At 72.1% G+C, this 23,115-nt stretch carries 21 protein-coding genes and 1 pseudogene; 12 read left to right on the top strand and 10 right to left on the bottom strand.

All coding sequences use genetic code 11. From position 1 onward, the window contains the following. Positions 1–149 precede the first annotated feature (149 nt). Complete coding sequence (locus tag E0F75_RS10930; RefSeq protein WP_187622322.1) at positions 150–1,286, top strand: threonine synthase; 1,137 nt, start codon at positions 150–152, stop codon at positions 1,284–1,286. 196 nt (positions 1,287–1,482) lie between these two features. Here E0F75_RS10930 and E0F75_RS10925 read toward each other — a convergent pair whose 3' ends face one another. Both E0F75_RS10925 and E0F75_RS10920 read right to left on the bottom strand, forming a co-directional pair. Further along, entirely contained in the window at positions 1,483–2,271 is a 789-nt protein-coding gene (locus tag E0F75_RS10925) for a DUF4232 domain-containing protein (RefSeq protein WP_187622321.1), read from the bottom strand. Between the two features lie 138 nt (positions 2,272–2,409). After that, positions 2,410–5,055: a BTAD domain-containing putative transcriptional regulator gene (locus tag E0F75_RS10920; RefSeq protein WP_187622320.1), complete on the bottom strand. Its 2,646-nt coding sequence runs from the start codon at positions 5,053–5,055 to the stop codon at positions 2,410–2,412. Between the two features lie 115 nt (positions 5,056–5,170). On the opposite strand from E0F75_RS10920, the pseudogene E0F75_RS10915 reads away from it, so the two are divergent. Both E0F75_RS10915 and E0F75_RS10910 read left to right on the top strand, forming a co-directional pair. Next, positions 5,171–5,284: pseudogene (locus E0F75_RS10915) on the top strand (Uma2 family endonuclease); the annotation flags it as partial. A 95-nt stretch (positions 5,285–5,379) separates the two neighbouring features. Beyond that, complete coding sequence (locus E0F75_RS10910; protein ID WP_187622565.1) at positions 5,380–5,655, top strand: type II toxin-antitoxin system RelE/ParE family toxin; 276 nt, start codon at positions 5,380–5,382, stop codon at positions 5,653–5,655. A gap of 107 nt (positions 5,656–5,762) precedes the next feature. On the opposite strand, the gene ychF is transcribed toward E0F75_RS10910, so the two are convergent. Then, the gene (ychF, locus tag E0F75_RS10905) at positions 5,763–6,851 is read right to left on the bottom strand and encodes a redox-regulated ATPase YchF (RefSeq protein ID WP_187622319.1); all 1,089 of its coding nucleotides are present in this window, start codon (positions 6,849–6,851) and stop codon (positions 5,763–5,765) included. Positions 6,852–7,114: 263 nt separating this feature from the next. Between ychF and E0F75_RS10900 the strand changes: the two genes are divergently transcribed. Beyond that, positions 7,115–7,771, top strand: coding sequence for a DUF6542 domain-containing protein (locus tag E0F75_RS10900; RefSeq protein WP_187622318.1), 657 nt, complete (start codon positions 7,115–7,117; stop codon positions 7,769–7,771). A gap of 184 nt (positions 7,772–7,955) precedes the next feature. Here the strand turns inward: E0F75_RS10900 and ppgK are convergent, their stop codons facing one another. After that, positions 7,956–8,699 carry a polyphosphate--glucose phosphotransferase gene (gene ppgK, locus E0F75_RS10895; protein ID WP_187622317.1) on the bottom strand — a complete coding sequence of 248 codons (744 nt, stop codon included), beginning with the start codon at positions 8,697–8,699 and terminating at the stop codon, positions 7,956–7,958. Between the two features lie 30 nt (positions 8,700–8,729). Then, on the bottom strand, positions 8,730–9,782 hold the full coding sequence (locus E0F75_RS10890; RefSeq protein WP_374115387.1) for a 4-hydroxy-3-methylbut-2-enyl diphosphate reductase: 1,053 nt from the start codon (positions 9,780–9,782) through the stop codon (positions 8,730–8,732). Positions 9,783–9,836: 54 nt separating this feature from the next. Between E0F75_RS10890 and E0F75_RS10885 the strand changes: the two genes are divergently transcribed. The 4 genes from E0F75_RS10885 to E0F75_RS10870 all read left to right on the top strand — a co-directional run bounded on the left by E0F75_RS10885 (position 9,837) and on the right by E0F75_RS10870 (position 13,978). Next, on the top strand, positions 9,837–11,207 hold the full coding sequence (locus tag E0F75_RS10885; RefSeq protein ID WP_187622315.1) for an APC family permease: 1,371 nt from the start codon (positions 9,837–9,839) through the stop codon (positions 11,205–11,207). A gap of 315 nt (positions 11,208–11,522) precedes the next feature. Then, entirely contained in the window at positions 11,523–12,740 is a 1,218-nt protein-coding gene (gene xseA, locus E0F75_RS10880) for an exodeoxyribonuclease VII large subunit (RefSeq protein ID WP_187622314.1), read from the top strand. Between the two features lie 80 nt (positions 12,741–12,820). Continuing rightward, positions 12,821–13,096, top strand: a complete 276-nt coding sequence (locus E0F75_RS10875) for an exodeoxyribonuclease VII small subunit (RefSeq protein ID WP_187622313.1) — start codon at positions 12,821–12,823, stop codon at positions 13,094–13,096. 291 nt (positions 13,097–13,387) lie between these two features. Further along, complete coding sequence (locus E0F75_RS10870; protein WP_073909727.1) at positions 13,388–13,978, top strand: malonic semialdehyde reductase; 591 nt, start codon at positions 13,388–13,390, stop codon at positions 13,976–13,978. A 102-nt stretch (positions 13,979–14,080) separates the two neighbouring features. On the opposite strand, the gene E0F75_RS10865 is transcribed toward E0F75_RS10870, so the two are convergent. Continuing rightward, positions 14,081–14,614, bottom strand: a complete 534-nt coding sequence (locus tag E0F75_RS10865) for a DUF4245 domain-containing protein (protein WP_187622312.1) — start codon at positions 14,612–14,614, stop codon at positions 14,081–14,083. A gap of 118 nt (positions 14,615–14,732) precedes the next feature. On the opposite strand from E0F75_RS10865, the gene glpX reads away from it, so the two are divergent. Then, positions 14,733–15,767, top strand: coding sequence for a class II fructose-bisphosphatase (gene glpX / locus E0F75_RS10860; protein WP_187622311.1), 1,035 nt, complete (start codon positions 14,733–14,735; stop codon positions 15,765–15,767). A 143-nt stretch (positions 15,768–15,910) separates the two neighbouring features. Here glpX and E0F75_RS10855 read toward each other — a convergent pair whose 3' ends face one another. Both E0F75_RS10855 and E0F75_RS10850 read right to left on the bottom strand, forming a co-directional pair. Next, complete coding sequence (locus tag E0F75_RS10855; protein ID WP_187622310.1) at positions 15,911–16,282, bottom strand: WhiB family transcriptional regulator; 372 nt, start codon at positions 16,280–16,282, stop codon at positions 15,911–15,913. Between the two features lie 227 nt (positions 16,283–16,509). Beyond that, a complete protein-coding gene (locus E0F75_RS10850; RefSeq protein ID WP_187622309.1) occupies positions 16,510–17,229 on the bottom strand; it encodes a DUF1707 domain-containing protein in 720 nt (239 codons plus the stop codon). 389 nt (positions 17,230–17,618) lie between these two features. Here E0F75_RS10850 and E0F75_RS10845 point away from each other — a divergent pair, with 389 nt between their 5' ends. Further along, positions 17,619–19,289 carry a fumarate hydratase gene (locus E0F75_RS10845; RefSeq protein ID WP_187622308.1) on the top strand — a complete coding sequence of 557 codons (1,671 nt, stop codon included), beginning with the start codon at positions 17,619–17,621 and terminating at the stop codon, positions 19,287–19,289. 195 nt (positions 19,290–19,484) lie between these two features. After that, positions 19,485–20,126, top strand: a complete 642-nt coding sequence (locus E0F75_RS10840; RefSeq protein WP_187622307.1) for an HAD family acid phosphatase — start codon at positions 19,485–19,487, stop codon at positions 20,124–20,126. 37 nt (positions 20,127–20,163) lie between these two features. Here E0F75_RS10840 and E0F75_RS10835 read toward each other — a convergent pair whose 3' ends face one another. Next, positions 20,164–20,661 carry a hypothetical protein gene (locus E0F75_RS10835; RefSeq protein WP_187622306.1) on the bottom strand — a complete coding sequence of 166 codons (498 nt, stop codon included), beginning with the start codon at positions 20,659–20,661 and terminating at the stop codon, positions 20,164–20,166. A gap of 117 nt (positions 20,662–20,778) precedes the next feature. Between E0F75_RS10835 and E0F75_RS10830 the strand changes: the two genes are divergently transcribed. Further along, positions 20,779–21,441, top strand: a complete 663-nt coding sequence (locus E0F75_RS10830; RefSeq protein WP_187622305.1) for a lipoprotein — start codon at positions 20,779–20,781, stop codon at positions 21,439–21,441. 126 nt (positions 21,442–21,567) lie between these two features. On the opposite strand, the gene E0F75_RS10825 is transcribed toward E0F75_RS10830, so the two are convergent. After that, positions 21,568–23,115, bottom strand: coding sequence for a ricin-type beta-trefoil lectin domain protein (locus E0F75_RS10825; protein WP_187622304.1), 1,548 nt, complete (start codon positions 23,113–23,115; stop codon positions 21,568–21,570).

Below are 23,115 nucleotides of genomic sequence, written 5' to 3'. Positions count from 1 at the left end.
CGTTGCTGTGGGGGATTAGCAGGGACATGACAAGGTGACATGGCTCCACGCCGCCTCGGACATCCGGCTGCCGAGCGAAAGATTGACTGATCCATAGGAATCTCACAAGGGCTCTCGACGGCCCGCAACACCCGCGCCACACAGCTGACATGCTGATCTTCATGACCTCATACGTGTGCCGCCGCTGCCGGGTTCACTCGCCCACGGACGCCCTCACCTGGTGTTGTCCGAAGTGCCGCGGCCCCTGGGACCTGGAGTTCGACAGCGGGCCGGTTTCACTCCCGTCACTCGCGTCACGACGAAATTCGTTGTGGCGTTACGAGGAGGCGTTGCCGCCGATGCCGTACGCGGCGGAGGTGACGCTCGGGGAGGGCCGTACGCCCCTCGTCCCCCTGGAGGAAGGGGAGAAGGGATCGGTTTCCGCCAAGCTCGACTTCCTCATGCCGACCCTGTCCTTCAAGGACCGCGGCGCGGTGATGCTCGCCGCCCACGCCCTCCATCTCGCACGGAACGGCGGCCTCCGCCGGGTCGTCGCCGACAGCAGCGGGAACGCGGGCACGGCGATCGCCGCGTACGGCGCGCGGGCCGGGCTCGACTGTCTCGTGTACGTCCCCGAGGGCACCTCGCCCAAGAAACTGGAGCAGATCCGGGCGCACGGGGCCCGGGTCGTCGAGGTCCCCGGCGACCGCGAGGCCACGGCCCGCGCCGCGCGGGCGGCCGCCGACGAGCCCGGCACCTTCTACGCCTCGCACGTCTACAACCCGTACTTCCTGCACGGCACCAAGACCTACGTCTACGAGCTGTGGGAGGAGCTCGGCGGCCGCCTCCCGGACTCGATCGTCGTCCCCGTCGGCAACGGCACCCTGCTCCTCGGCGCCGCCCTCGCGCTCGACGAGCTGCACCGCCACGGGCTCACGGACAACCGCCCCGCGCTCGTCGCCGTCCAGGCGGAGGCCGTCTCCCCGCTGGCCGCGGCGTTCCACGCGGGCGCGGAGGAGCTGGGCGAGGCCGTGCCCGCCCGCCCCACCCTCGCCGAGGGCATCGCGATCCCGGCGCCGCCCCGCGCCCACCAGATCCTGCGGGCGGTACGGGCGACGGGCGGCACGTTCCTCACGGTGACGGAGGACCAGATCCGCACCGCCCAGCGGGAGTTGGCCGGCCGCGGGCTCTTCGTGGAGTCCACCGGCGTGGCCTGCTGGGCGGCGGTCCGGGCGGCCGCGCCGCGGCCCGGTCTCACCGTCGTACCGCTGTGCGGGGCGGGAGCGAAGACCGGCCTGGCGCAGTGACCCCCCGGAACGGCCGGGGGGTCACTGCGGGTCAGGGAGCGGGGGTCCGGGGCGGAGCCGCTGACAGCCGCCGGGGCGGAGGTCCGGGCGGAGCCGTTGACGGCCGGGCGGGGGTCCGGGGCGGAGTCGCTGACGGCCGGGCGAAGGTCCGGGGCGGAGTCGCTGACGGCCGGGCGAAGGTCCGGGGCGGAGTCGCTCAGAACTCGTCGGCGCCGTTGCGGAGCTGCTCCGTCCAGTAGCCCGTCTTCGCGGCGGCCTCGTCGACGGCCAGGCCGCCCGCGGGGGCCTTGACGACGATGCTGCCCTCGGCCGGGCCGGCGGCGGCGAAGAGGTTCACGTTGAAGCTCTTCACCACCTTGGTGTTCTCGTGGGTGCCGCCGAGCGCGATGCGCACGTTCGCGTACGCGGGCGCGCCGGGCTTCAGGACGACCGGGGCGGCCGGCTTGCTCTTCGCGACGGCCGGGACGTCCTTGGCGGTCTGGATCGGGCCGAAGGCGATCAGCGGGTAGTCGAGCAGGGTGCAGGCGCTGCCGGAGGTGTTGGTGGCGGTGAGGACGATGTGCTCGGTCGGGACCTCGTCGGCCTTCGCCGCCGTGACCTTGATGTCGCCGTAGGCACAGGCGGGCGTCTTGGCGGAGGTCTTGGCTCCGGTCGAGGATCCCGTCGTGGACCCCGCCGTGCTCCCCTTCGTACCGCTGCCGCCGGACGTGCCGCCGGTCGCCGTCGAACCGCCGGTCGCCGTGGACCCACCGTTCGCCGTCGCACCACCGGTGGAGCCGGAGCCGCTCTTCGCGGCGGTCTGGTCGGCGGTGCCCGCTGCGGCGTCCGTCCCCTTGTCGGCGGCGCCGGCCTCCGACGGGGAGGAGCTCGCGCTGCCCGCGTCCTTCGCGCCGGTGTCCGTGTCGCCGCCGCAGGCCGTCAGGCCGAGCGAGAGGGCGGCGATGGCGGCGGCGGCCAGGACGGTGGACTTGTGGTGGGTACGCATGGTGGTTCTCCCCCGTGAAACGTGCGGTCGGCGTGGATGCGCCGGGGCGACCGCCCCGGCGTCAGGGCCCCGAGTACGTCATGCCCTCGGTGCTGTATCCAGCTTCCGGCCCCGCGCTGCCGTCCCGCTTGCGTACCGCTAACGATCCGCTGACAGACGCGAGAGCCCCGCCGCCGCCCGTGCCGAACCCTCCGCGAAACCGGCCGCGTCGGCCGCCACGATCGCGCGTTCCAGCTGGTCGGCGGCCTCCTCGACGCGGCCGATGCCGGCCAGCGCCTCGCCCTTGACGATCTGCAGCTGGGCCTGGACGACCACCGCGTCGGGTGCGACGAGTTCCCCGGCGCGAAGGGTGTGCGCGAGCGCCGCCTCGTAGTCCCCCGCGTTCATGCAGTGCCCCGCCAGGTGATGGAGAGTGAGCACCTGGGTGGACGGATGGCCCGTGCGGTCGGCGAGCGAGACGGCGTGCACCATGAGCAGCCCGGCCCGCTCGTGCTCCCCCGTCGCGTCCAGGACGGCGGCGTGGTTGACGTACGCGATCGCCTCGCTGATCATGTCGCCGGCCCGGGCGGCCAGGCCGGGCGCCTTCTCCAGATGGACGAGGGCCTCGGCGTCCCGGCCCTCCTCGTGCAGGATCCAGCCGAGCAGCGCCCTGGTCCGCGACTGCGCGTCGAAGTCGCCGACGTGCTCGGCCGAGGCGAGTCCGGCCTCCAGGAGCGGCGTCCAGCCGTCCCCGATCCGCATGAGCATCAGCGGCCACTGCACCAGGGCGAGCCGCCAGGCCCGGTCGTGCAGGCCGAGGGCGGCCGCGGCGGTGACGGCGCCCTCCAGGGCGGCGCGCTCGGCCACGTACCAGTCGAGGGCCGCCGTACGGTCCTCGAACTCGAGGATCGCCGCGGGCCTGCGGGCGTCGGCGGGCAGCGAGTAGCAGGGCTGGGAGCCCGGCTCGGCCGCCGCGTCGGCCGCGAGCCCCGTGTACAGGTAGTGGTCGAAGAGGCGGCGCAGGCCCTCGGGGTCGGCGTCCTCGGCGAGGTGGCGGGCGTAGAGCCGCACCAGGTCGTGCGGCATCCAGCGGCCGGGGACGGGCTCGGTGAGCAGATGGGCGGCCGCCAGCCGGTCCAGGTCGGCGGAGGCCTGCACCGGGGACGTGCCGACGAGCGCGCCGGCCGCGAACCGGTCCAGGTCGGAGCCGGTGTGCAGGCCGATCGCGCGGAACAGCCGGGCCGCGGAGTCGGGCAGCTGCTGCACGGTGAGGTGCAGCGCGGCGGAGACGCCCCTGTCCTCGACGTCGAGGAGCATCAGCCGGCTCTGCTCGTCGGCGAGTTCGCCGACCATCGCGTCGAGCGTCCACCCGGGGCGCTCGGCAAGCCGTGCGGCCGTCACGCGCAGGGCGAGCGGCAGGCCGTCGCAGAGTCCGGCGAGCCGTGCGGCGGCGGCGGGTTCGGCGGCGACGCGCGTCTCGCCGAGGACGGTGGTGAGCAGCGCGGCGGAAGCGGCCGGGGGAAGGTGGCCGAGCGGCACCGGCCGGGCCGCGTCGGAGGCGATGAGGCCGCCGAGCCGGTCGCGGCTGGTGACCAGGGTGGTGCAGTGGTCGCCGCCGGGCAGCAGCGGCCTGACCTGCTCGGAGGAGCGGGCGTTGTCGAGGACGACGAGCAGCCGGCGGCCGGCGGTCAGGGAGCGGAACAGGGCGCCGCGCGCCTCGACGGCCTCCGGGATCCGCTGCGGCTGCACGCCGAGCGCGAGGAGGAACTCGCGGAGGACGCCGGCGGTCTCGGGTGCCGGGGTGTCGCTGAAGCCGCGCAGGTCGGCGAAGAGCCGCCCGTCGGGGAAGTCGGCGCGGCGCTCGTACGCCCAGTGCACGGCGAACGCCGTCTTGCCGACGCCGGCGGGCCCGGTGACCAGGCAGACGGGACCGTCGCCGCCTCGTACCGCCCGGTCGAGGGCGGCGAGTTCGGCGCCGCGCCCGGTGAATCCGCGCGGGGCGCGCGGCAGCCCCTCCGGCGCCGGGACCACGACGGGAGCCGCGGGCCGGGGCACGGTCACGGGCTCGGCGGAGCGGAGCAGCGTCGCGTACGCCTCGCTGAGCGTCTCGCCGGGGTCGACGCCCAGTTCCTCGGCGAGCAGCCGCCGGGTGCGGTGGTACCAGTCGATCGCGTCCGACTGCCGGCCCGAACGGCCCAGGGCCAGCATCAGCGCGGCCGCGAGGGACTCCCGCAGCGGGTGCGCGACGGCCTCGGTACGCAGCACGGCGGCGGCCCTGGCGTGTTCGCCGAGCTCTCCGTACGCCTCCGCGAGCGACTCGACGGAGGCGAGCCGCAGCTCCTCGAGCCCCCCGGCGGCCGCCTCGAGCGGCCGGCTGTGCACGGTCCCGGTGAGCGCGGGCCCCTGCCAGTACGACAAGGCCTCCCGCAGCATCCGTACCGCGTCGGCGGGACGCCGCTGCACCCCGGCGAGCGCCACGAGCTCCTCGAAGCGGTGCGCGTCCACCAGGGACTCCGGCATCCGCAGCACGTACGCCGATCCCTGCGTGGCCAGCTCGACCCCGTACGCCTCCGCCCCGTGCTCGGCGAGCAGCGCCCGCAGCCGCGAGACGTGCCCCTGCAGCACGGTCTTGGCGTGGGTGGGCGGCTCCTCCTCCCAGAGCGCGTCGATCAGCTGACCGACGTTCACCGCGCTGTTGGGCCGCAGCAGCAGCATGACGAGAAGACTGGACCGTTTGGCGGGCCCCAGGGCTACGTCCCCGTCCTCCGTCACCAGCGCAACGGAGCCGAGCAGCCGGAACTCCACCAGTACACCTCCGCGATCCGTCTCCCCCGTTCACCAGCTGTCGAGGATACGTGGGGTGGAAGGGCCGACCGCCCGGCTCGGCCCCGCGACTGGCGGAAATCGCTAGGGTTGTTCCGTGACCGGACTGCCCGGCCGGATGCGTCCGCCGCGCGCGGAAGGCTGGTTGGCGGAGGACCTGGACCGCCTTCCGGAAGCGCCGCGCCACACGCTCGACCGGTCGCTCCCGTTCGGGATCGGCATCGACCTGGACAAGCTGACACCGGGCCGGGCCGCCTGAGACGGGACGGGATTCCGTACGGCAAGGGGAAGAGGGGCCGGGCTCGGATCAGCGCGGCCCCACCTCTCGAAGTAACCGTCTTCCGCCCCGAGGCGCAGGCCGAACTTCGGAAGATCCCTCGCGACATGGCACTGCGCATCCTGGCCAAGCTGACCGAGCTGGAGACCGATCCGTTCGGTTTCCACACCACCGCACTCGTGTCACAGCCCGACCGCCGTCGCCTACGGGTCGGCGACTACCGCGTCGTCTACACGATCGACAACGGAGAGCTCGTGGTGTGGGCCGTGCACGTCGGACACCGCTCCACCGTCTACGACGCTTGACATCGGCTGATCCGGCGTCAGAATACCCGGCACCCATCCAGCACGGTGACGCCGAAGGGGCCGGCTCCCGGAGGAGGCGGCCCCTTGTGAAGCGTGGCTGTCGTGTGTCAGACGTTGAAGCGGAACTCCACCACGTCGCCGTCCTGCATGACGTACTCCTTGCCCTCCATGCGGGCCTTGCCGGCCGCGCGGGCGTCGGCCACCGAGCCGGTTTCCACGAGGTCGGCGAAGGAGATGACCTCGGCCTTGATGAAGCCCTTCTGGAAGTCGGTGTGGATCACACCGGCCGCCTCGGGGGCCGTCGCGCCCTGCTTGATCGTCCAGGCGCGGGATTCCTTGGGGCCGGCCGTCAGGTAGGTCTGGAGGCCCAGGGTCGCGAAGCCCACGCGGGCGAGGGTCGCCAGGCCCGGCTCCTCGGCGCCGACGGACTGGAGGAGCTCCATGGCGTCCTCCTCGTCCAGCTCCGCCAGGTCCTGCTCCAGCTTCGCGTTCAGGAAGATGGCCTCGGCCGGGGCGACCAGCGCGCTCTGCTCGGCCTTGAAGGCGTCGTCCGTCAGCTCGTCCTCGTCCACGTTGAAGACGTAGAGGAACGGCTTGGTGGTGAGGAGGTGCAGGTCGTGGAGGAGCTCCGCCTTCTCCGAGCCCTGCAGGATGCCCTGCGAGAAGAGGGTGTCGCCCCTCTCCAGGATCGCCTGCGCGGCCTCGACCGCGGCGACCTTGGGCGCCGTGTCCTTCTTGATCCGCATCTCCTTCTGGAGGCGCGGCAGGACCTTCTCGATCGTCTGGAGGTCCGCGAGGATCAGCTCCGTGTTGATCGTCTCGATGTCGTCCTTCGGCGAGACCTTGCCGTCGACGTGCACGACGTTCTCGTCCTTGAAGGCGCGGATGACCTGGCAGATCGCATCCGACTCGCGGATGTTCGCCAGGAACTTGTTGCCGAGGCCCTCGCCCTCGCTCGCGCCGCGCACGATGCCCGCGATGTCGACGAAGTCGACGGTCGCCGGGAGGATCCGCTGCGAGGAGAAGATCTCCGCGAGCTTGGTCAGGCGGGCGTCGGGGACACCGACGACGCCGACGTTGGGCTCGATCGTGGCGAACGGGTAGTTGGCCGCCAGCACGTCGTTCTTGGTCAGGGCGTTGAACAGGGTCGACTTGCCGACATTCGGCAGACCGACGATTCCGATCGTGAGCGACACGGTGGCGACTTCCTGAAGTGTGGATGGTGGGCCGATCCCCCAGTTTACGGGCGGGCCGAACCGGCCAGTGACGCCGACCTTCGGTCGTTCTCGGGGGCAAGGTCACCCAAAGGGCGTGTCCCGGACCCGGTTCCCGCCCCTTTCCGACCTACGTTGGTGGAGTGGAGCAGCACAGGACAAGTCAGCCGCAAGGCCGCCGACGGCCGCAAACCCCCGTCACGCCGCCCGTCACCCCGCCCCCCGCGCTCGTGGAGGGCGCGACCGTGTACCGCGTGACCGGCCGGACCCGGCGGGGCCCCGGCGGCCCCCGCGTCCAGCGCGCCGGCGCACCCGGAGCGGCGGCCGGGAAGCCGACGGGACGGCCCGTGCCGCCCGTCGTCCTCGCGCTGCGGCGGCTCCCCCAGCCCCGCCTCACCGGGCTCGGCGCCGGGCTCTTCGCCTCCGCCGTCATGCTGACGCTCGGCTTCCTCGACCGGCTGTTCCTCGACGGCTCCCCCGTCGTCTACGGACTGCTGTTCCTGCCGGTCAGCGCCCTGACCGCGCTCTGGGTCCGCGCCGCGGACCTCGTCACCGCCCCCATCGGCGTGCCCATCGCCTTCGCCGTCGGCGTCGTCCCCATCGCGGGCGGCACGGGCGGCTTCGGGGGCCAGGCCATGGCCGTCGTGACCGCCCTCGCCGTGCACGCCGGCTGGCTGTACGGCGGGACCCTCGTCGCCGGGCTCATCGCGAGCGTACGGAAGGTGCGTGAGATGGGGCGGCGCCAGCACCTCGTGCGTACCGCGGCCGCGGCAGCCCCGGCCGCCGGTGCCTCGGCCGGTGCCTCCGCCGTCGCCGGTGAGGCGCCCGGGGCCGGTGGGAGGGGGCCCGCATCGGGCGGCCGGACCCCTCGGCGCCGCCCCGTCGCCCCGGACAGGCCCTAGGCCCCGGCCCCGCCCCGTGGGCACGTACGCGTACGTGCCCACGGGGACGCGTACGCGGAGACGGACACGTGAGCGGAGACGCGTGGACACCTGGGCCGCCCCGTAGGCGCCCAGGTGCGATACCTGGGCCCGGGTGAGCCGCTCGCAGCGGCCGGACTCGGGGCCCTCCGTCGCGCAGAGCCCCCTACGCCGCCCCCGCCGCCATCCCCGCCCCCACGATCCCCGCGTTGTTCTGGAGTTCCGCCGGGACGATCTCCGCCCTGATGCCCTCGATGAGCGGCAGGAACTTGTCCGCCTTCCGGCTCACCCCGCCGCCGATGATGAACAGCTCCGGCGAGAACAGCATCTCCACGTGCGCGAGGTACTTCCGCACGCGGCGCGTCGCCCAGTGTTCCCAGCTGAGGTCCTCGTCCTCCTTGGCCTTCGTCGACGCCCTGGTCTCCGCGTCGTGGCCCTTGAGCTCCAGGTGGCCCAGCTCCGTGTTCGGGACGAGGCGGCCGTCGACGAAGAGGGCCGAGCCGATGCCCGTGCCGAGGGTCAGCAGGATCACGGTGCCCTTGCGGCCGCGGCCCGCGCCGAAGGTCATCTCGGCGATTCCGGCCGCGTCGGCGTCGTTCAGGACGGTCACCGGGAGGCCGCCCAGACGGTCGCTCAGCAAGGTGCCCGCGTCCACGCCGATCCACGAGGTGTCGACGTTCGCCGCCGTGCGGATGGTCGAGCCGGTCACCACCCCCGGGAAGGTCACCCCCACCGGTCCCGTCCAGCCGAAGTGCGCCACGACCTCCGCGACGCACCCCGCCACACCGTCGGGTGTGGCGGGGTGCGGGGTCAGTACCTTGTGGCGCTCCTCGGTGAGCGCCCCGCGCTCCAGGTCCACGGGGGCGCCCTTGATGCCCGAGCCGCCGATGTCCACTCCGAAGACGTTCATGGAATCCACGGTACGGGCTGGGGTGCCGGGTTACTCCTTGGCGGACGCGGCGGGCTCGCCCGCGCCGAGCTTCTCGGCCACGGCCCGCAGGTCCTTGTTGCGGAGCTCCTTCGGCAGCGAGAAGGTGAGGGACTCGTCGGCCGTCTTGACGATCTCCACGTCCGCGTAACCGCGCTCGGAGAGCCATTCCAGGACCTCCTGCACGAGGATGTCCGGGACGGAGGCGCCGGAGGAGAGGCCGACGCTCGTGACGCCCTCCAGCCAGGCCTCGTCGATCTCGCTCGCGAAGTCGACCAGGTACGCGGCGGGGACGCCGGCCTGCTTGGCGACCTCGACCATGCGGATCGAGTTCGAGGAGTTCTTCGAGCCGACGACGATGACGAGCTCGGCCTGGCCGGCCAGCTCCTTGATCGCGATCTGGCGGTTCTGCGTGGCGTAGCAGATGTCGTCGGACGGCGGGGAGATCAGCTGCGGGAACTTCTCCTTCAGCGCGTCGACGGTCTCCATCGTCTCGTCGACCGAGAGCGTGGTCTGGGAGAGCCAGACGACCCGGGACGGGTCGCGGACCTCGATCTTGGCGACGTCGCCGGGGCCGTCGACCAGCTGGATGTGGTCGGGGGCCTCGCCGGAGGTGCCGATGACCTCCTCGTGGCCCTCGTGGCCGATGAGGAGGATGTCGAAGTCCTCGTTGGCGAAGCGGACGGCTTCCTTGTGGACCTTGGTGACCAGCGGGCAGGTGGCGTCGATGGTCGCGAGGCGGCCCTGGCGGGCCTCATCGTGGACGGTCGGGGCGACGCCGTGCGCGGAGAACATCACGATGTTGCCCGGCGGCACCTCGGTCGCCTGGTCGACGAAGATGGCGCCCTTCCGCTCCAGGGTCTGGACGACGTACTTGTTGTGGACGATCTCGTGCCGGACGTAGATCGGGGCCCCGTACTGCTCCAGGGCCTTCTCCACCGCGATCACGGCACGGTCCACGCCCGCGCAGTAGCCGCGGGGAGCGGCGAGCAGGACACGCTTCGGGCGGTTCGTCGCGGAGGCGGAATCGGGCGTCGACGCGGGCGTTGCAGTCATGCGTCCCATCGTAAGGCCGCGTCGGTGAGCGGTTTGATCGGTGCCGTGGCCGAAACTGTGGCCATGGCCGACGAATCGCAGGTGGCGGCGCGCGGGGAAGACGCGGAACATACGGGACTTCGTCGGAACCTCGGGTTCCGGGACCTGGTCGTCTACGGGCTGCTCTTCATCGCCCCCATGGCGCCCGTCGGCGTCTTCGGCACCCTCGACGCGAAGTCCGGCGGCGCGGTCGCACTCGTGTACGTCGTGGCCACGGTCGCCATGGCGTTCACGGCCTTCAGCTACGCGCAGATGGTGCGGGTCGCGCCGCAGGCCGGCTCCGTCTTCACGTACGCGCGCAAGGGCCTCGGCGAAGGGCCGGGGTTCATCGCCGGCTGGATGGCGATGCTCGACTACCTGCTGATCCCGGCGGTCGCCTATCTCTTCGCCGGCATCGCGATGGAGGCGTTGGTCCCGGAGGTCGACCGGTGGGTGTGGACCGGGATCGCCGTCGTCGTGACGACCCTGCTCAACCTCTGGGGCGTACGGGCGGCCGCCCGGGTCGGCTTCGCGGTGCTCGCGCTGGAGATCGTCGTGCTGCTCGTCTTCGTCGTCTCCGCGATCGCGGTGCTCGCGCAGGACGGGGCACGGCGCGACTGGTGGTCGCCGCTCACGGGTGACGGGTCGTTCTCGACGGCCGCCGTCATCGGCGCGGTGTCCGTGGCCGTCCTGTCCTACCTGGGCTTCGACGCGATCGCCTCCTTCGCGGAGGAGGTCACGGGCGGCTCGGCGAAGGTGGCACGGGCGCTGCTGTTCTGCCTGGCCCTCGCGGGTGTCCTGTTCATCGCGCAGACCTGGCTGGTCGCGCTGCTCGAACCGGTCTCGTCGGCCGAGCTCGCGGCCGACCCGGGGAAGCAGGGGTCGGCCTTCTACGACGCCGTCGAGAGCGCGGTCGGCGGCTGGCTGCACGACCTCGTGGCCGTCTCGAAGGCGATCGGCGCGGCCTTCGCGGCGCTCGCGGGGCAGGCGGCCGGTGGCCGTCTCCTCTTCGCGATGGGCCGCGACCGGCGCCTGCCGCACGTGCTCGCCCGGACGGACGGGGGCGTGCCGCGGGTGGCGCTCCTGGTGTCGGCGACGGTGACGATGATCGCGGCGGTGTGGGCGGCCCGTCGGGACGACGGCCTCGACCATCTGGTGTCGGTCGTGGACGTGGGCGCCCTGACGGCCTTCGTCCTGCTGCACGCGAGCGTGGTGGGCTGGTTCGCGGTACGGAGGGCGGAGGGGCCGCCGCACTGGCTGAAGCACGTCGTACTGCCCGTGGTCGGCGCCGCGATCCTGATCGCGGTCATCGTGGAGGCCTCGGTGGCGGCGCAGGTGGTGGGCGTGGTGTGGCTGGGCGTGGGCCTGATCGTCCTGGCGGTACAGGGCGCGACGAGGACACCGGCGCGACGCTGAGCCGCGCGGGTCCCCGCGCGCGGGGATGGGCGCTGCGGGGCGGAGGCAGGCCGCGGGGCCGCGCCGGGCCATGGGACGGGCGTACGCGCTCAGCCGGCGCCGGGGGACCTGGTCTCCGCGGGGCATGCGTGCGCGTGCCTCGGACCGGGCCCGTGGTCGCACGGCGGCGTACCCGCGTCCGGCCTCGGGGTGGCCCGCGTGCGCGTGCCCCTGACCGGGGCCCTGGTCGCGCGGCGGCGTACCCGTGTCCGGCCTCGGGGTGGCCCGCGTGCGCGTGCCCCTGACGTTGTCGTACCGCGCGGTTACGCTCGGTCCATGGCTCTGAATACGTCCGCCGAAGCACCGCTTCCCGTCGGTGAGGTCTCCCGTCTGATCGGGGGGTGGATCGACCGGCTCGGGGCGATCTGGGTCGAGGGGCAGATCACGCAGCTGTCCCGGCGCCCCGGCGCCGGGGTCGTCTTCCTGACGCTGCGTGATCCCTCGTACGACATCTCCATCGGCGTCACCTGCTACCGCCAGGTCTTCGACGCCGTCGCGGACGTCGTGTCGGAGGGTGCCCGGGTCGTCGTGCGCGCCAAGCCCGAGTGGTACGCGCCGCGCGGCCAGCTGTCGCTGCGGGCGGTGGAGATCAAGCCCGTCGGGATCGGCGAGCTGCTCGCCCGTCTCGAGCAGCTGAAGCGGAGCCTGGCCTCCGAGGGGCTCTTCGCGCTCGACCGGAAGAAGCCGCTGCCGTTCCTGCCGCACCGCATCGGCCTCGTCTGCGGCCGCGCCTCCGCGGCGGAGCGGGACGTCCTGGAGAACGCGCGCCGTCGCTGGCCCGCCGTCGCCTTCGAGGTGCGGAACGTGGCGGTGCAGGGCGTGAAGGCCGTGCCCCAGGTCGTCCAGGCCGTCAAGGAGCTCGACTCCCACGAGGACGTCGACGTGATCATCGTCGCCCGGGGCGGCGGCAGCGTCGAGGACCTGCTGCCGTTCTCGGACGAGCAGCTCGTCCGGGCCGTCGCCGACTGCCGTACGCCGGTGGTCTCGGCCATCGGCCACGAACCCGACTCGCCCCTCCTCGACCTCGTGGCCGATCTGCGCGCCTCGACGCCGACGGACGCGGCCAAGAAGGTCGTCCCGGACGTCGGCGAGGAGCTGGACCGGGTGCGCGGGCTGCGGGACCGGGCCCTGCGGACCGTACGCGGGCTGCTCGACCGGGAGGAGCGCGGTCTCGCGCACACGCTCGCCCGGCCCGTCATGGAGCATCCGCAGCGCATGGTCGAGGTCCGCGAGGACGAGCTCGTCGCGCTGCTCGCGCGCAGCCGCCGGGTCCTCGGCCACCTCCTGGACCGGGCGGACTCCGAGCTGTCGCACACACAGGCGCGGGTCCGGGCGCTGTCGCCCGCCGCGACGATGGAGCGGGGGTACGCGGTGCTCCAGCGGGCCGACGGCTCGGTGGTCCGCTCCCCCGAGGAGGTCGCGGCGGACGAGGAGCTGCGGGCCCGGGTCGCGGAGGGCGAGTTCGCGGTACGGCGCGTGGCCGACCCGGCCTGAGCAGGACAACGCAGGACCAGCAGGACCACGCAGGACCACGCAGGACGCAAGAGAACCGGTCACGGAGGGTGGAGCGGCACATGGCAGCGGGAACGGGTACGGCGGGATCGGGTACGGACGAGGCGGCGCTCGGGTACGAGCAGGCGCGGGACGAGCTGATCGAGGTCGTACGGCGGCTCGAAGCGGGTGGAACGTCCCTGGAGGAGTCCCTCGCGCTCTGGGAGCGCGGTGAGGAGCTGGCGAAGGTCTGCCGGCGTCGCCTCGAAGGGGCGCGGGCCCGGCTGGACGCCTCGCTCGCCGCCGAACGCGCGGCGGAGGAGGCCGAGGGCGCCCCGGGCGGCGACGGGGACGAGTAGCCGCCCCGACACGGTCCGCCCGCGCGCCACCGGCGCGCGCCACCGGTCCGCGCCGACGTAACCCCGCCGCCCGCCACGGTCCGCGCCGGCGGAACCCGCCGCCGGCCCCGCGCGGGCCGCCCCCGCGCCGCCGACCTGCGGCGACTCATCGGCGCGGAGTAGACTGGCAAGTGAAGCGGATCACTATCCGGATGGATTGGTTGAACTTTCACCAATCTTCGGCGTACTGTCGAGGACATCGCTTGAACCCCCTACGAGCGACCCCCCTTTGCAGTCCGGAAGGTACGCAGCATGTCTCTCGCCCTTGACGCCGCCGCTCAGGATCTCCTTTTCCGCGAGGCCCGCACCGCCAACACGTTCACCGACGAGCCGGTGACCGACGAGCAGGTCCAGGCGATCTACGACCTGGTGAAGTACGGCCCGACCGCCTTCAACCAGACCCCGCTGCGCATCACCCTGGTCCGCTCCCCCGAGGCCCGCGAGCGCCTGGTCAAGCACATGGCCGAGGGCAACCGGCCCAAGACCGCCACCGCCCCGCTCGTCGCGATCCTCTCGGCCGACAACGAGTTCCACGAGGAGCTCCCGGCCCTGCTTCCGCACTTCCCGCAGGCCAAGGACATGTTCTTCGCCGAGCGTCCGGTCCGCGAGCAGTCCGCCGTCCTGAACGCCGCCCTCCAGGCCGCGTACTTCATCGTGGGCGTCCGCGCCGCCGGCCTGGCCGCCGGCCCGATGACCGGCCTGGACTTCGCCGGCGTCCAGAAGGAGTTTCTGGACGACGACCACACCCCGCTGATGGTCGTCAACATCGGCAAGCCGGGCGAGGACGCCTGGTTCCCGCGCTCCCCGCGCCTCTCCTTCGACGAGGTCGTCACCACCGTCTGAGTCCGCTGACCCGGCGATGAATCGGATGACACGGAAAGGCCCCGCACTCCATGAGTGCGGGGCCTTCTTCGCGTTCTCTCCGGATCAGGTCTTCTCCCCGGATCAGGCCTTCTTCGACTGGAGCGAGCCCACCATCTCGGTGAGCCGCTCGAACGACGCCGTGCCGGTCACCACCGTCGTCGCCCCGCCGTCCACCCGGACGAGCGCGTCGTACTTCGGACCTTCCCAGCGCTGCCAGACCCGGCCCGCCACCGTCTCGGTCTTCCCGGTGTTCTTCGCCCGCTGGGTGACTTCCGGCACGAAGGTCTTCGGCGCCGCCGTCGACTGGTGGATCGCCACGTACTGGGTGTCCGGCGAGAGGAAACCGAGCTGCCAGGCGTTGGCGTTCTCGCGCTTGTACGAGACGACCGTCGCCTTCCAGCCCTCGCCGAGGCCCTCGGGGGCCAGCACCGGATACGGTGCCGCCCGCTGAGCCGTCAGGAGCTCGACCCGGTAGTCCTTCGCCTTGACCGGTTCGGCGCTCTCATCATGCGGAATGAAGAGATACATCACTCCCGCGGCGACCATGATCACCCCGAGGGACTGGAACATCCCGCGTACCGTCTGCCTGCCTCGCATACCTGCCACGCGCACCATGGTCGCATCAAGGGTCCGTGCTCAAACGTGGGCCCCTCTGCTCATTTTGTCGACGTACCGATAGAGTCGGCAGCACCCTCCCTTAACCGGCCGTCGCCGTACAGAAAGGTGCGTTCCGATGACCGAGCAGCAGAACCTGCCGCCCGAGCTCGTGGTCTCCCCCGAGGCTCCCGACCGCAACCTCGCCCTTGAGCTGGTCCGCGTCACCGAGGCCGCCGCCATGGCCGCCGGCCGCTGGGTCGGCCGCGGCGACAAGATCGGCGCGGACGGCGCGGCGGTCAACGCCATGCGCACCCTGATCTCCACCGTCTCGATGAACGGCGTGGTCGTCATCGGCGAGGGCGAGAAGGACGAAGCGCCCATGCTCTTCAACGGCGAGCGGGTCGGCGACGGCACCGGCGCCGAGGTCGACATCGCCGTCGACCCGATCGACGGCACCACGCTCAACGCCAAGGGCATGCCGAACGCGATCGCCGTCCTGGCCGCCGCCGACCGCGGCACCATGTTCGACCCGTCCGCGGTCTTCTACATGGACAAGCTGGTCACCGGCCCCGAGGCCGCCGACTTCGTCGACATCAACGCCCCCGTCTCGGTCAACATCCGCCGGGTCGCCAAGGCGAAGAACTCCTCGCCCGAGGACATCACGGTCATGATCCTGGACCGCCCTCGCCACGAGGGCATCGTCAAGGAGATCCGCGAGACCGGCGCCCGCATCAAGTTCATCTCGGACGGCGACGTCGCCGGTTCGATCATGGCCGTCCGCGAGGGCACCGGCGTCGACATGCTCATGGGCGTCGGCGGCACCCCCGAGGGCATCATCTCCGCCTGCGCCATCAAGTGCCTCGGCGGTGTGATCCAGGGCAAGCTGTGGCCGAAGGACGAGGCCGAGCGCCAGAAGGCCCTCGACGCGGGCCACGACCTGGACCGGGTGCTCTCCACGAACGACCTGGTCGGCGGCGACAACGTGTTCTTCGTCGCGACCGGCATCACCGACGGCGAGCTGCTCCGCGGGGTGCGCTACCGCGCCGAGACGGCGACCACGCAGTCGCTCGTCATGCGCTCGAAGTCCGGCACGATCCGCCAGATCGACTCCACGCACCGGCTCTCGAAGCTGCGCGCGTACAGCAAGATCGACTTCGACCGCGCGAAGTAGCCGCGCCGGTCGACGCAGCACCGCCGCTTCACCACGAAGCGGTACGAAGAGGGGCGCCCCCATGTGCGGTGGGGGCGCCCCTTCCCGTACGGAACGACGGCGGTGGCCGCGCTCCCGTCAGCCGCGAAGGCTGTGCGTCTCGGTCAGCCCGCCTGGGCGATGCGGTCGGGCGCGGCCGCCTTCCGCAGCTCCACCTCGCGCCGCCGGCGGCGGGCCAGGGCGACGCGGCGCTCCGCCGCGGTGAGCCCGCCCCACACCCCGTACGGCTCGGGCTGGAGGAGCGCGTGCTCCCGGCACTCGACCATCACGGGACAGCGGCCGCAGACCCGCTTGGCGGCCGCCTCACGCGCGAGCCGCGCGGCGGTCGGCTCCTTGGAGGGGGCGAAGAACAGTCCGGCCTCGTCCCGGCGGCACACCGCTTCCGCGTGCCAAGGACCGGCCTCGTCCTCCCGTGCAGGGGCGCGCTGAGGGGGCACGGCGGCGACCTGGAGGGGCTGATGCGGCAGTGGCAGCACGGTCTACTCCTGACGACGGCTTCGCGAGCGAGCGGCGATGCACCAGCCCTACCCGCTGTGCGCGCGCCTATGCACTGCGTGCCGCGCCGTTCCGCACTGCGGATACCCGAGGGCGAATTCCGGTCACCCCCGAGCCACCGGTCGGAACGGCGTGTCGGAGCCGGCCGCCGGACCCGGCCGCCGGAGCCTCGCGTCCCTCACGTCGCGCCGCCTCGCGCGTCGCCGCGTCAGTGGCCGAGGTGCTTGCGCATCCTGTCCTGGAGGTCGGTGATCCACTTGCCGCGCTTGGGTCTTGCCTCGACGTTCCCGAAGACCGAGTAGCCGTTGATGACGACGACCGGGGCATGCGGGTCGAGGCCCTCCAGGGTCACGACCTCGAAGTTGCCGAAGATCCCGCTGCCGTTGCCCCGCAGGCTGATGTTCTCCGGGACCCGGACCTCCACGTTGCCGAAGATCGACGTGGCGTTGATGGTGGTCAGCCGCTGCGCGAAGATCGCCTCGGTCAGGTCGATCTCGATGTTCCCGAAGAGCGCGAACGCGTTCGTCCGGCGGCTCACCCGCCACCGTCCCTTGCGGGTGGTGCTGGAGAAGATCGCGACGAGGTTGGCCGGGGGGCCGTCGGCGTCCTCCGGGCCGTACCCGTAGTCCGGCGCGGGCTCCTGGCGCGTCCGGGCGCCCGGCAGGTCGCGGACGATCGGCTCCAGCTCCCCGACGGTCTTCGCCCGGTACACCGAGTCGATCCGGTCCGAGTGCTCCTCGGCGTCGATCCGCCCCTCGGCCAGGGCGTCCCTGAGGATGTCCGCGATCCGGTCCCGGTCCGCGTCCGAGGCCCGCAACGAGCCCTGCGGGTCGGTGAAGACGGTCTCCGCGGGGGCGGGCTCGGCGGGTGCGGCCTGCCGCTGCGGCTCCGGCTGCTTTTCGGGTTCGGGCTTCTTTTCGAGGTCCACGTCGCCAGCCTAGCGAAACGCGATAGATCGCGACCAGGGGGCGGGGCCGTGGCCTGTGGACAACGTCTCGAACCGGAGGGCGGAAACGGCGGGTTGAAGCCACGGCCCGACGGGGCCCGACCGCGCCCCGAGAAGGACCGGACCCCGACGCCGGCCGGCCCCCGAGAGCGACCTGCCCCCGACGCCGGCCGGCCCCCGAGAGCGACCTGCCCTCGACGCCGACCGCGCCCCCGCGATCGGCCGGCCCCGCGGAAACACGCCACTCCGGCACGGTCCCGGTCCCAAGTGAGCCTTACCTCACAGGACCGCACCCCGGCCCGCGTTCTACGCTGGAGGACGCACTGCCAACGGAGGCGGTGCGCCGTCTTGCCGAGTGAGGAATGGCCCCCATGCCAGAGTTTGCGTACTCCGATCTGCTCCCCCTGGGAGAGGACACCACGCCCTACCGCCTGGTGACCTCCGAAGGTGTCTCCACCTTCGAGGCCGACGGCCGTACGTTCCTCAAGGTCGAGCCGGAGGCGCTGCGCACCCTGGCCGCCGAGGCCATCCGCGACATCCAGCACTTCCTGCGCCCGGCCCACCTGGCCCAGCTGCGCCGGATCATCGACGACCCCGAGGCCTCGTCGAACGACAAGTTCGTCGCGCTCGACCTCCTCAAGAACGCGAACATCGCCGCCGCCGGCGTCCTGCCCATGTGCCAGGACACGGGCACCGCGATCGTCATGGGCAAGCGCGGCCAGAACGTGCTGACCTCCGGCCGCGACGAGGAGGCCCTGTCCAAGGGCATCTACGACGCGTACACCAAGCTCAACCTGCGGTACTCGCAGATGGCCCCGGTCACCATGTGGGAGGAGAAGAACACCGGCTCGAACCTGCCCGCGCAGATCGAGCTGTACGCGACCGACGGCGGCGCGTACAAGTTCCTCTTCATGGCCAAGGGCGGCGGCTCCGCCAACAAGTCCTTCCTCTACCAGGAGACGAAGGCCGTCCTCAACGAGGCGAGCATGATGAAGTTCCTGGAGGAGAAGATCCGCTCGCTCGGCACGGCCGCCTGCCCGCCGTACCACCTGGCGATCGTCGTCGGCGGCACGTCCGCCGAGTTCGCACTCAAGACCGCGAAGTACGCCTCCGCGCACTACCTGGACGAGCTGCCCGCCGAGGGCTCGGCCGAGACCGGCCACGGCTTCCGCGACAAGGAGCTGGAGGAGAAGGTCTTCGAGCTGACGCAGAAGATCGGCATCGGCGCGCAGTTCGGCGGCAAGTACTTCTGCCACGACGTCCGCGTCGTCCGCCTCCCCCGCCACGGCGCCTCGCTGCCCGTCGCGATCGCCGTCTCCTGCTCGGCCGACCGCCAGGCCGTCGCGAAGATCACCGCCGAGGGCGTCTTCCTGGAGCAGCTGGAGACCGACCCGGCGCGCTTCCTGCCGGAGACGACCGACGCGCACCTCTCCGAGGAGAGCGACGTCGTCACCATCGACCTGAACCAGCCGATGGACGACATCCTCGCCGAGCTGACCAAGTACCCGGTCAAGACGCGTCTCTCCCTCAACGGCCCGCTGGTCGTGGCGCGCGACATCGCGCACGCCAAGATCAAGGAGCGCCTGGACGCGGGCGAGGAGATGCCGCAGTACCTGAAGGACCACCCGGTCTACTACGCGGGCCCGGCGAAGACCCCCGAGGGGTACGCCTCCGGTTCCTTCGGTCCGACGACGGCCGGCCGGATGGACTCGTACGTGGAGCAGTTCCAGGCGGCGGGCGGCTCGAAGGTCATGCTGGCCAAGGGCAACCGCTCGCAGCAGGTCACGAACGCCTGTGGCAGCCACGGCGGCTTCTACCTCGGCTCGATCGGCGGCCCGGCGGCGCGGCTCGCGCAGGACTGCATCAAGAAGGTCGAGGTCGTCGAGTACGAGGAGCTCGGCATGGAGGCGGTCTGGAAGATCGAGGTCGAGGACTTCCCGGCGTTCATCGTGGTGGACGACAAGGGCAACGACTTCTTCCAGAACCCGGCCCCGGAGCCGACGTTCACGCACATCCCGGTGCGGGGTCCCGGCCTCGCCTGATCGCCCGCCGCCTGACGTCCGCCCCTCGGTCCTCCCGGACCGACGCCTGACGTCCGCCCCTCGGTCCTCCGGACCGGGGGGCTTCGTCGTCCGCTCAGAAAGTCGCTACCGACCGGTAGCCATCTCGTTGCCTACTGTCCAGTATTGAGCGCGAGCATGCCAAAGTCCCCGAGCCGGTCGACCAAGGAGCCCCCCATGCCCGTCACGCCCTTCCGCAGGCGCGCCGCCGCCGGAACCACCGCCACGCTCGCCCTGACCGCCTTCCTCGTCGTCGGCCCCGCGCCCGCCGCCTCCGCCTCCGACCCGGACGGACACAGCACGTCGACCGCCGCCTTCAAGGACGTCGACTACACGACCTGGCGCCGTGACGTGGCCGCCGTGGTCGCGCAGGCCCGCCCGTACATCGAGGAGCGTTCCGAGAACGCCGGCGACGAGAAGCAGGCGATCGTCCTCGACATCGACAACAGCTCGCTGGAGACGGACTTCCACCCCTTCTGGGAGCTGCCGACCCCGGCCATCGCCGAGGTGCGCGCCCTCGTCCGCGAGGCCCACGACCGCGGCGTCGACGTCTTCTTCGTCACCGCCCGCCCGGGGATCATCCACTCGCTCACGGACTGGAACCTGAAGCAGGCCGGCTACCCGGTCGACGGGCTGTACGTGCGCTCGCTTCCCGACCTGTTCGCCGAGGTCAGCGCGTACAAGACGGAGCAGCGCGCCAAGATCGAGGGCAAGGGCTACACGATCATCGCGAACATCGGCAACAACACCACCGACCTGGTCGGCGGTCACGCCGAGCGCACGTTCAAGCTCCCGGACTACGGCGGCAAGCTCTCCTGAACACCGCGGTGGGCCCGGCCCGGACTCCCCGGGCGGCTCACCCGGTGATGTGGAACTCCAGTCGGGAGAAGTCCCCGTCCGGAGTCGAGCGAATGGTGCCGCGCGCGTCCTTGAAGTCACCCGTCCCACCGGTGACGGCGATGTCGAACGCGGCCTGTTCCTCGGCGTCCGGGTCGACCGACAGGAGGGTCTGCCCCATGATCTGCCCGCCGGGTCCGCCGTTCAGCACGAACGTGCCCACGCACACGAGGTCGTTGGGACTACCGGTGCGGACCACCGTGCAGGTCACGCCGTCCCGGCCGACGTTGTCGCCGCCCTTGGACCTGAAGAGGTCGTCGGCGAAGGCGAACGAGTCCCCGAGCCCGGGCGGCGGCCCGGTCGTGTCGTCGCCCTGATCGGTCGGCACCTCCTTGGCGTAGAGCGTGAACTCGAACCCGTCGGCGGCGGACGCCGGGACGGCGGCGACGGCGGAGAAGGCGCCCGCGGCCACCGCGGTGACGCCGAGCACGCAGATCCTCCTGAAGCTACGGATCATGTCCTGCCTCCTGCGGGGAAGCCCCCCGGGGATCTTCGGACCTGCTTCACATTGTGCGACGCCGACCCCGGGTACGCCCGTCCGGGGGACGTCCGGCCCGCCACTACGCTGACGCGCATGAGACACCCGATACGGACCCTGGCCCCGGTCACCGCCGCCCTGGCCGCGGGGCTGCTGCTCGCCGGCTGCGCCGACGTCGAGCCGTTGCCCGAGGTCACCCAGGGCGCACGGCCCACGGCGGCTCCCGCGACGGAGACGCCCACGGCTGCCACGAAGGCGCCCGCTGCCGCCGCGGCCGCTCTGACCGTCGGCGGTCCGGGGACGGCCTGCGCGCTGCCCGTCTCCTTCGGGGTGGCGGAGAAGTGGACGCCGAAGGCGATCGAGGACCCCGAGAACCCGGAGTTCGCGGCGCTCACCCGACAGGGGCCGGCCACCGTTCGCTGCGAGGTCGATGCCAAGCCGGCCGGGCACGTGGGCTTCCTGCGGGTGTGGACGGCCGGGAAGGGCTCGGCCAAGGCGGTCCTCGAAGGGTTCGTGAAGGCCGAGCAGAACACCTCCAAGGTCACCTACGAGGAGAGCGGCTCCGGCGCGGGGCCCGTCACCGAGGTGACGTACACCGTCTACAACAAGCTGATGGAGGAGTCGAAGGAGGAGCGCGCCTTCGCCGTCTCGACGCCGAAGGGGACGGTGATCGTGCACCTCGGGGGGCTCGACACCGCGGAGCACCGGGCGATGATCCCGGCCTACGAGCTGGCCAGGAGCACGCTCAAACCGCTCTGAGCCCGCACACGTGCCGGGCACGGCCGCGGCACCCGTACCGATCGCGGCCGTGGCCCCCTTCAGACACGACCGTGGCCCCCGTCCGAGCACGGACGGGGGCCACGGTCTCGGTGGAACGTGCGCCGGCTACGCGAACGTCTGGTTCGCCGAGCCGTCGCAGGTCTGGAGCCTGATCGGCTGCCTCGCCGCGCTCTGGGCGAGGCAGAGGCCGGTCGCGTCGGCCGGGCGGATCGTGGCGCCGTCGCGGACGAACCGCTGGTTGGCGCCGCCGTGGCAGTTCCACAGGACGAGCGCCTTGCCCGCCTGGTAGCCGGACGCGGGAACGTCCAGGCAGCGGTCCTGGGTCAGCTGGGTGTGGACGGTGCGACGGGTGGAGTCGTACCACCAGCCCTGGTTGCGGCCGCCGTGGCAGTCCCAGCCGAGGACGGCGGTGCCGTTGGACGAGGTGGCCGCGTCGACGTCCAGACAGTTGCCGGTCGCCTGGTTCTTCAGCGGCTTGTACGCGTCGTCCCAGGCGAGCGGGAAGAGGGTCGGCGTGCCCGAGGAGTTCACGTCGGCGCAACCGGCCTCACGCGTACCCGAGTTGTAGATCTGGGTGAGACAGGACGCGAAGGCGGCGTGCCCGCGCGCGTTGGGGTGGAAGGACTGCCGTACGGAGTTCTCGTCCGGGGTCCCGGGCTTGGAGAGGTCGATGTAGAGACCGCGGGCCCAGGCGTCCTCCATGCAGACCTCGTGGCCGTGGAAGAGCCGCGAGTTGTCGAGGTAGACGGCGCCGGTGGAGGCGGCCGCCGCGCGCATCCCGCGCTCGAAGGCGGGGACGGCGGTGTTGCGGCCCCAGACGGTGTCGGAGTCGTAGCCGAGTCCGCCGCAGATCAGCTTCCCGGGGAAGTCGGGGTTGTCACGGAAGTCGGGGCCGATCGGGCTGGGGTAGCCCATGACGACGAGCTTGTAGTCGCCGTCGGCGTAACCGGCGTCGCGCATCACGGCCTTGAGGTCGCGGACGGTCTGCTCGACCTTGGGGACGAGCGCGTCGACGCGGGCCTGCCAGCCGCCCGCGTACTTGGGCTCGCAGGCGCCCTGGAGGAGCAGATAGCGCTGGACGCAGTCGGTCATGACGGGCCCGAACTGCAGGTCGTCGTTGGCGCCGGCGACGAGCGTGATCATCTTGATCCGGGTGTTGCGCGCCTTGACGGCCAGGTTGTCGCTCTGGACGAGCTCGTCGGCGTACTGCTTCGAGCCGCCGATCCGGATGTTGCCGGTGTACGCGCCGGAGCAGGACACGTTGAACGTGAGGTCCGCGGGGATTCCGGTGCGGTGGATGGCGGCGTCGGGCGAGCGGTGGCACCAGTTGGTGGGACCGTTGGTGGGGGACTCGTAGGTGCCGACCCCCTCGCCGGAGATCTCGCTGTCGCCGAGCGAGATCAGGCCGGTCTTGCGCTGGGCGAGCGGGCGCTCCTCGGGGCTGCCGTAGATCCTGGTGGCCTCGGCGGCGCGGATCGCCTCAAGGGCGGGCGGGAGCGGTACGGCGGCGGTCACCGCGGTGGTGCCGGTGGCGGTGGCGGTGCCCGTGGCGGCCGCTCCGGCGGGGGCGGCGGCGGTCATCGTGCCGAGCGCGGCGGCGGCCGCGGCGAGGACGGCGATGGGCCAGCGGTGTCTGTACCTGGTGCGCGTCAT

This window comes from Streptomyces sp. CB02980, from assembly GCF_014451325.2.
Taxonomy (GTDB): Bacteria; Actinomycetota; Actinomycetes; order Streptomycetales; family Streptomycetaceae; genus Streptomyces.
This window is presented reverse-complemented; position numbering and strand designations above follow the sequence as displayed.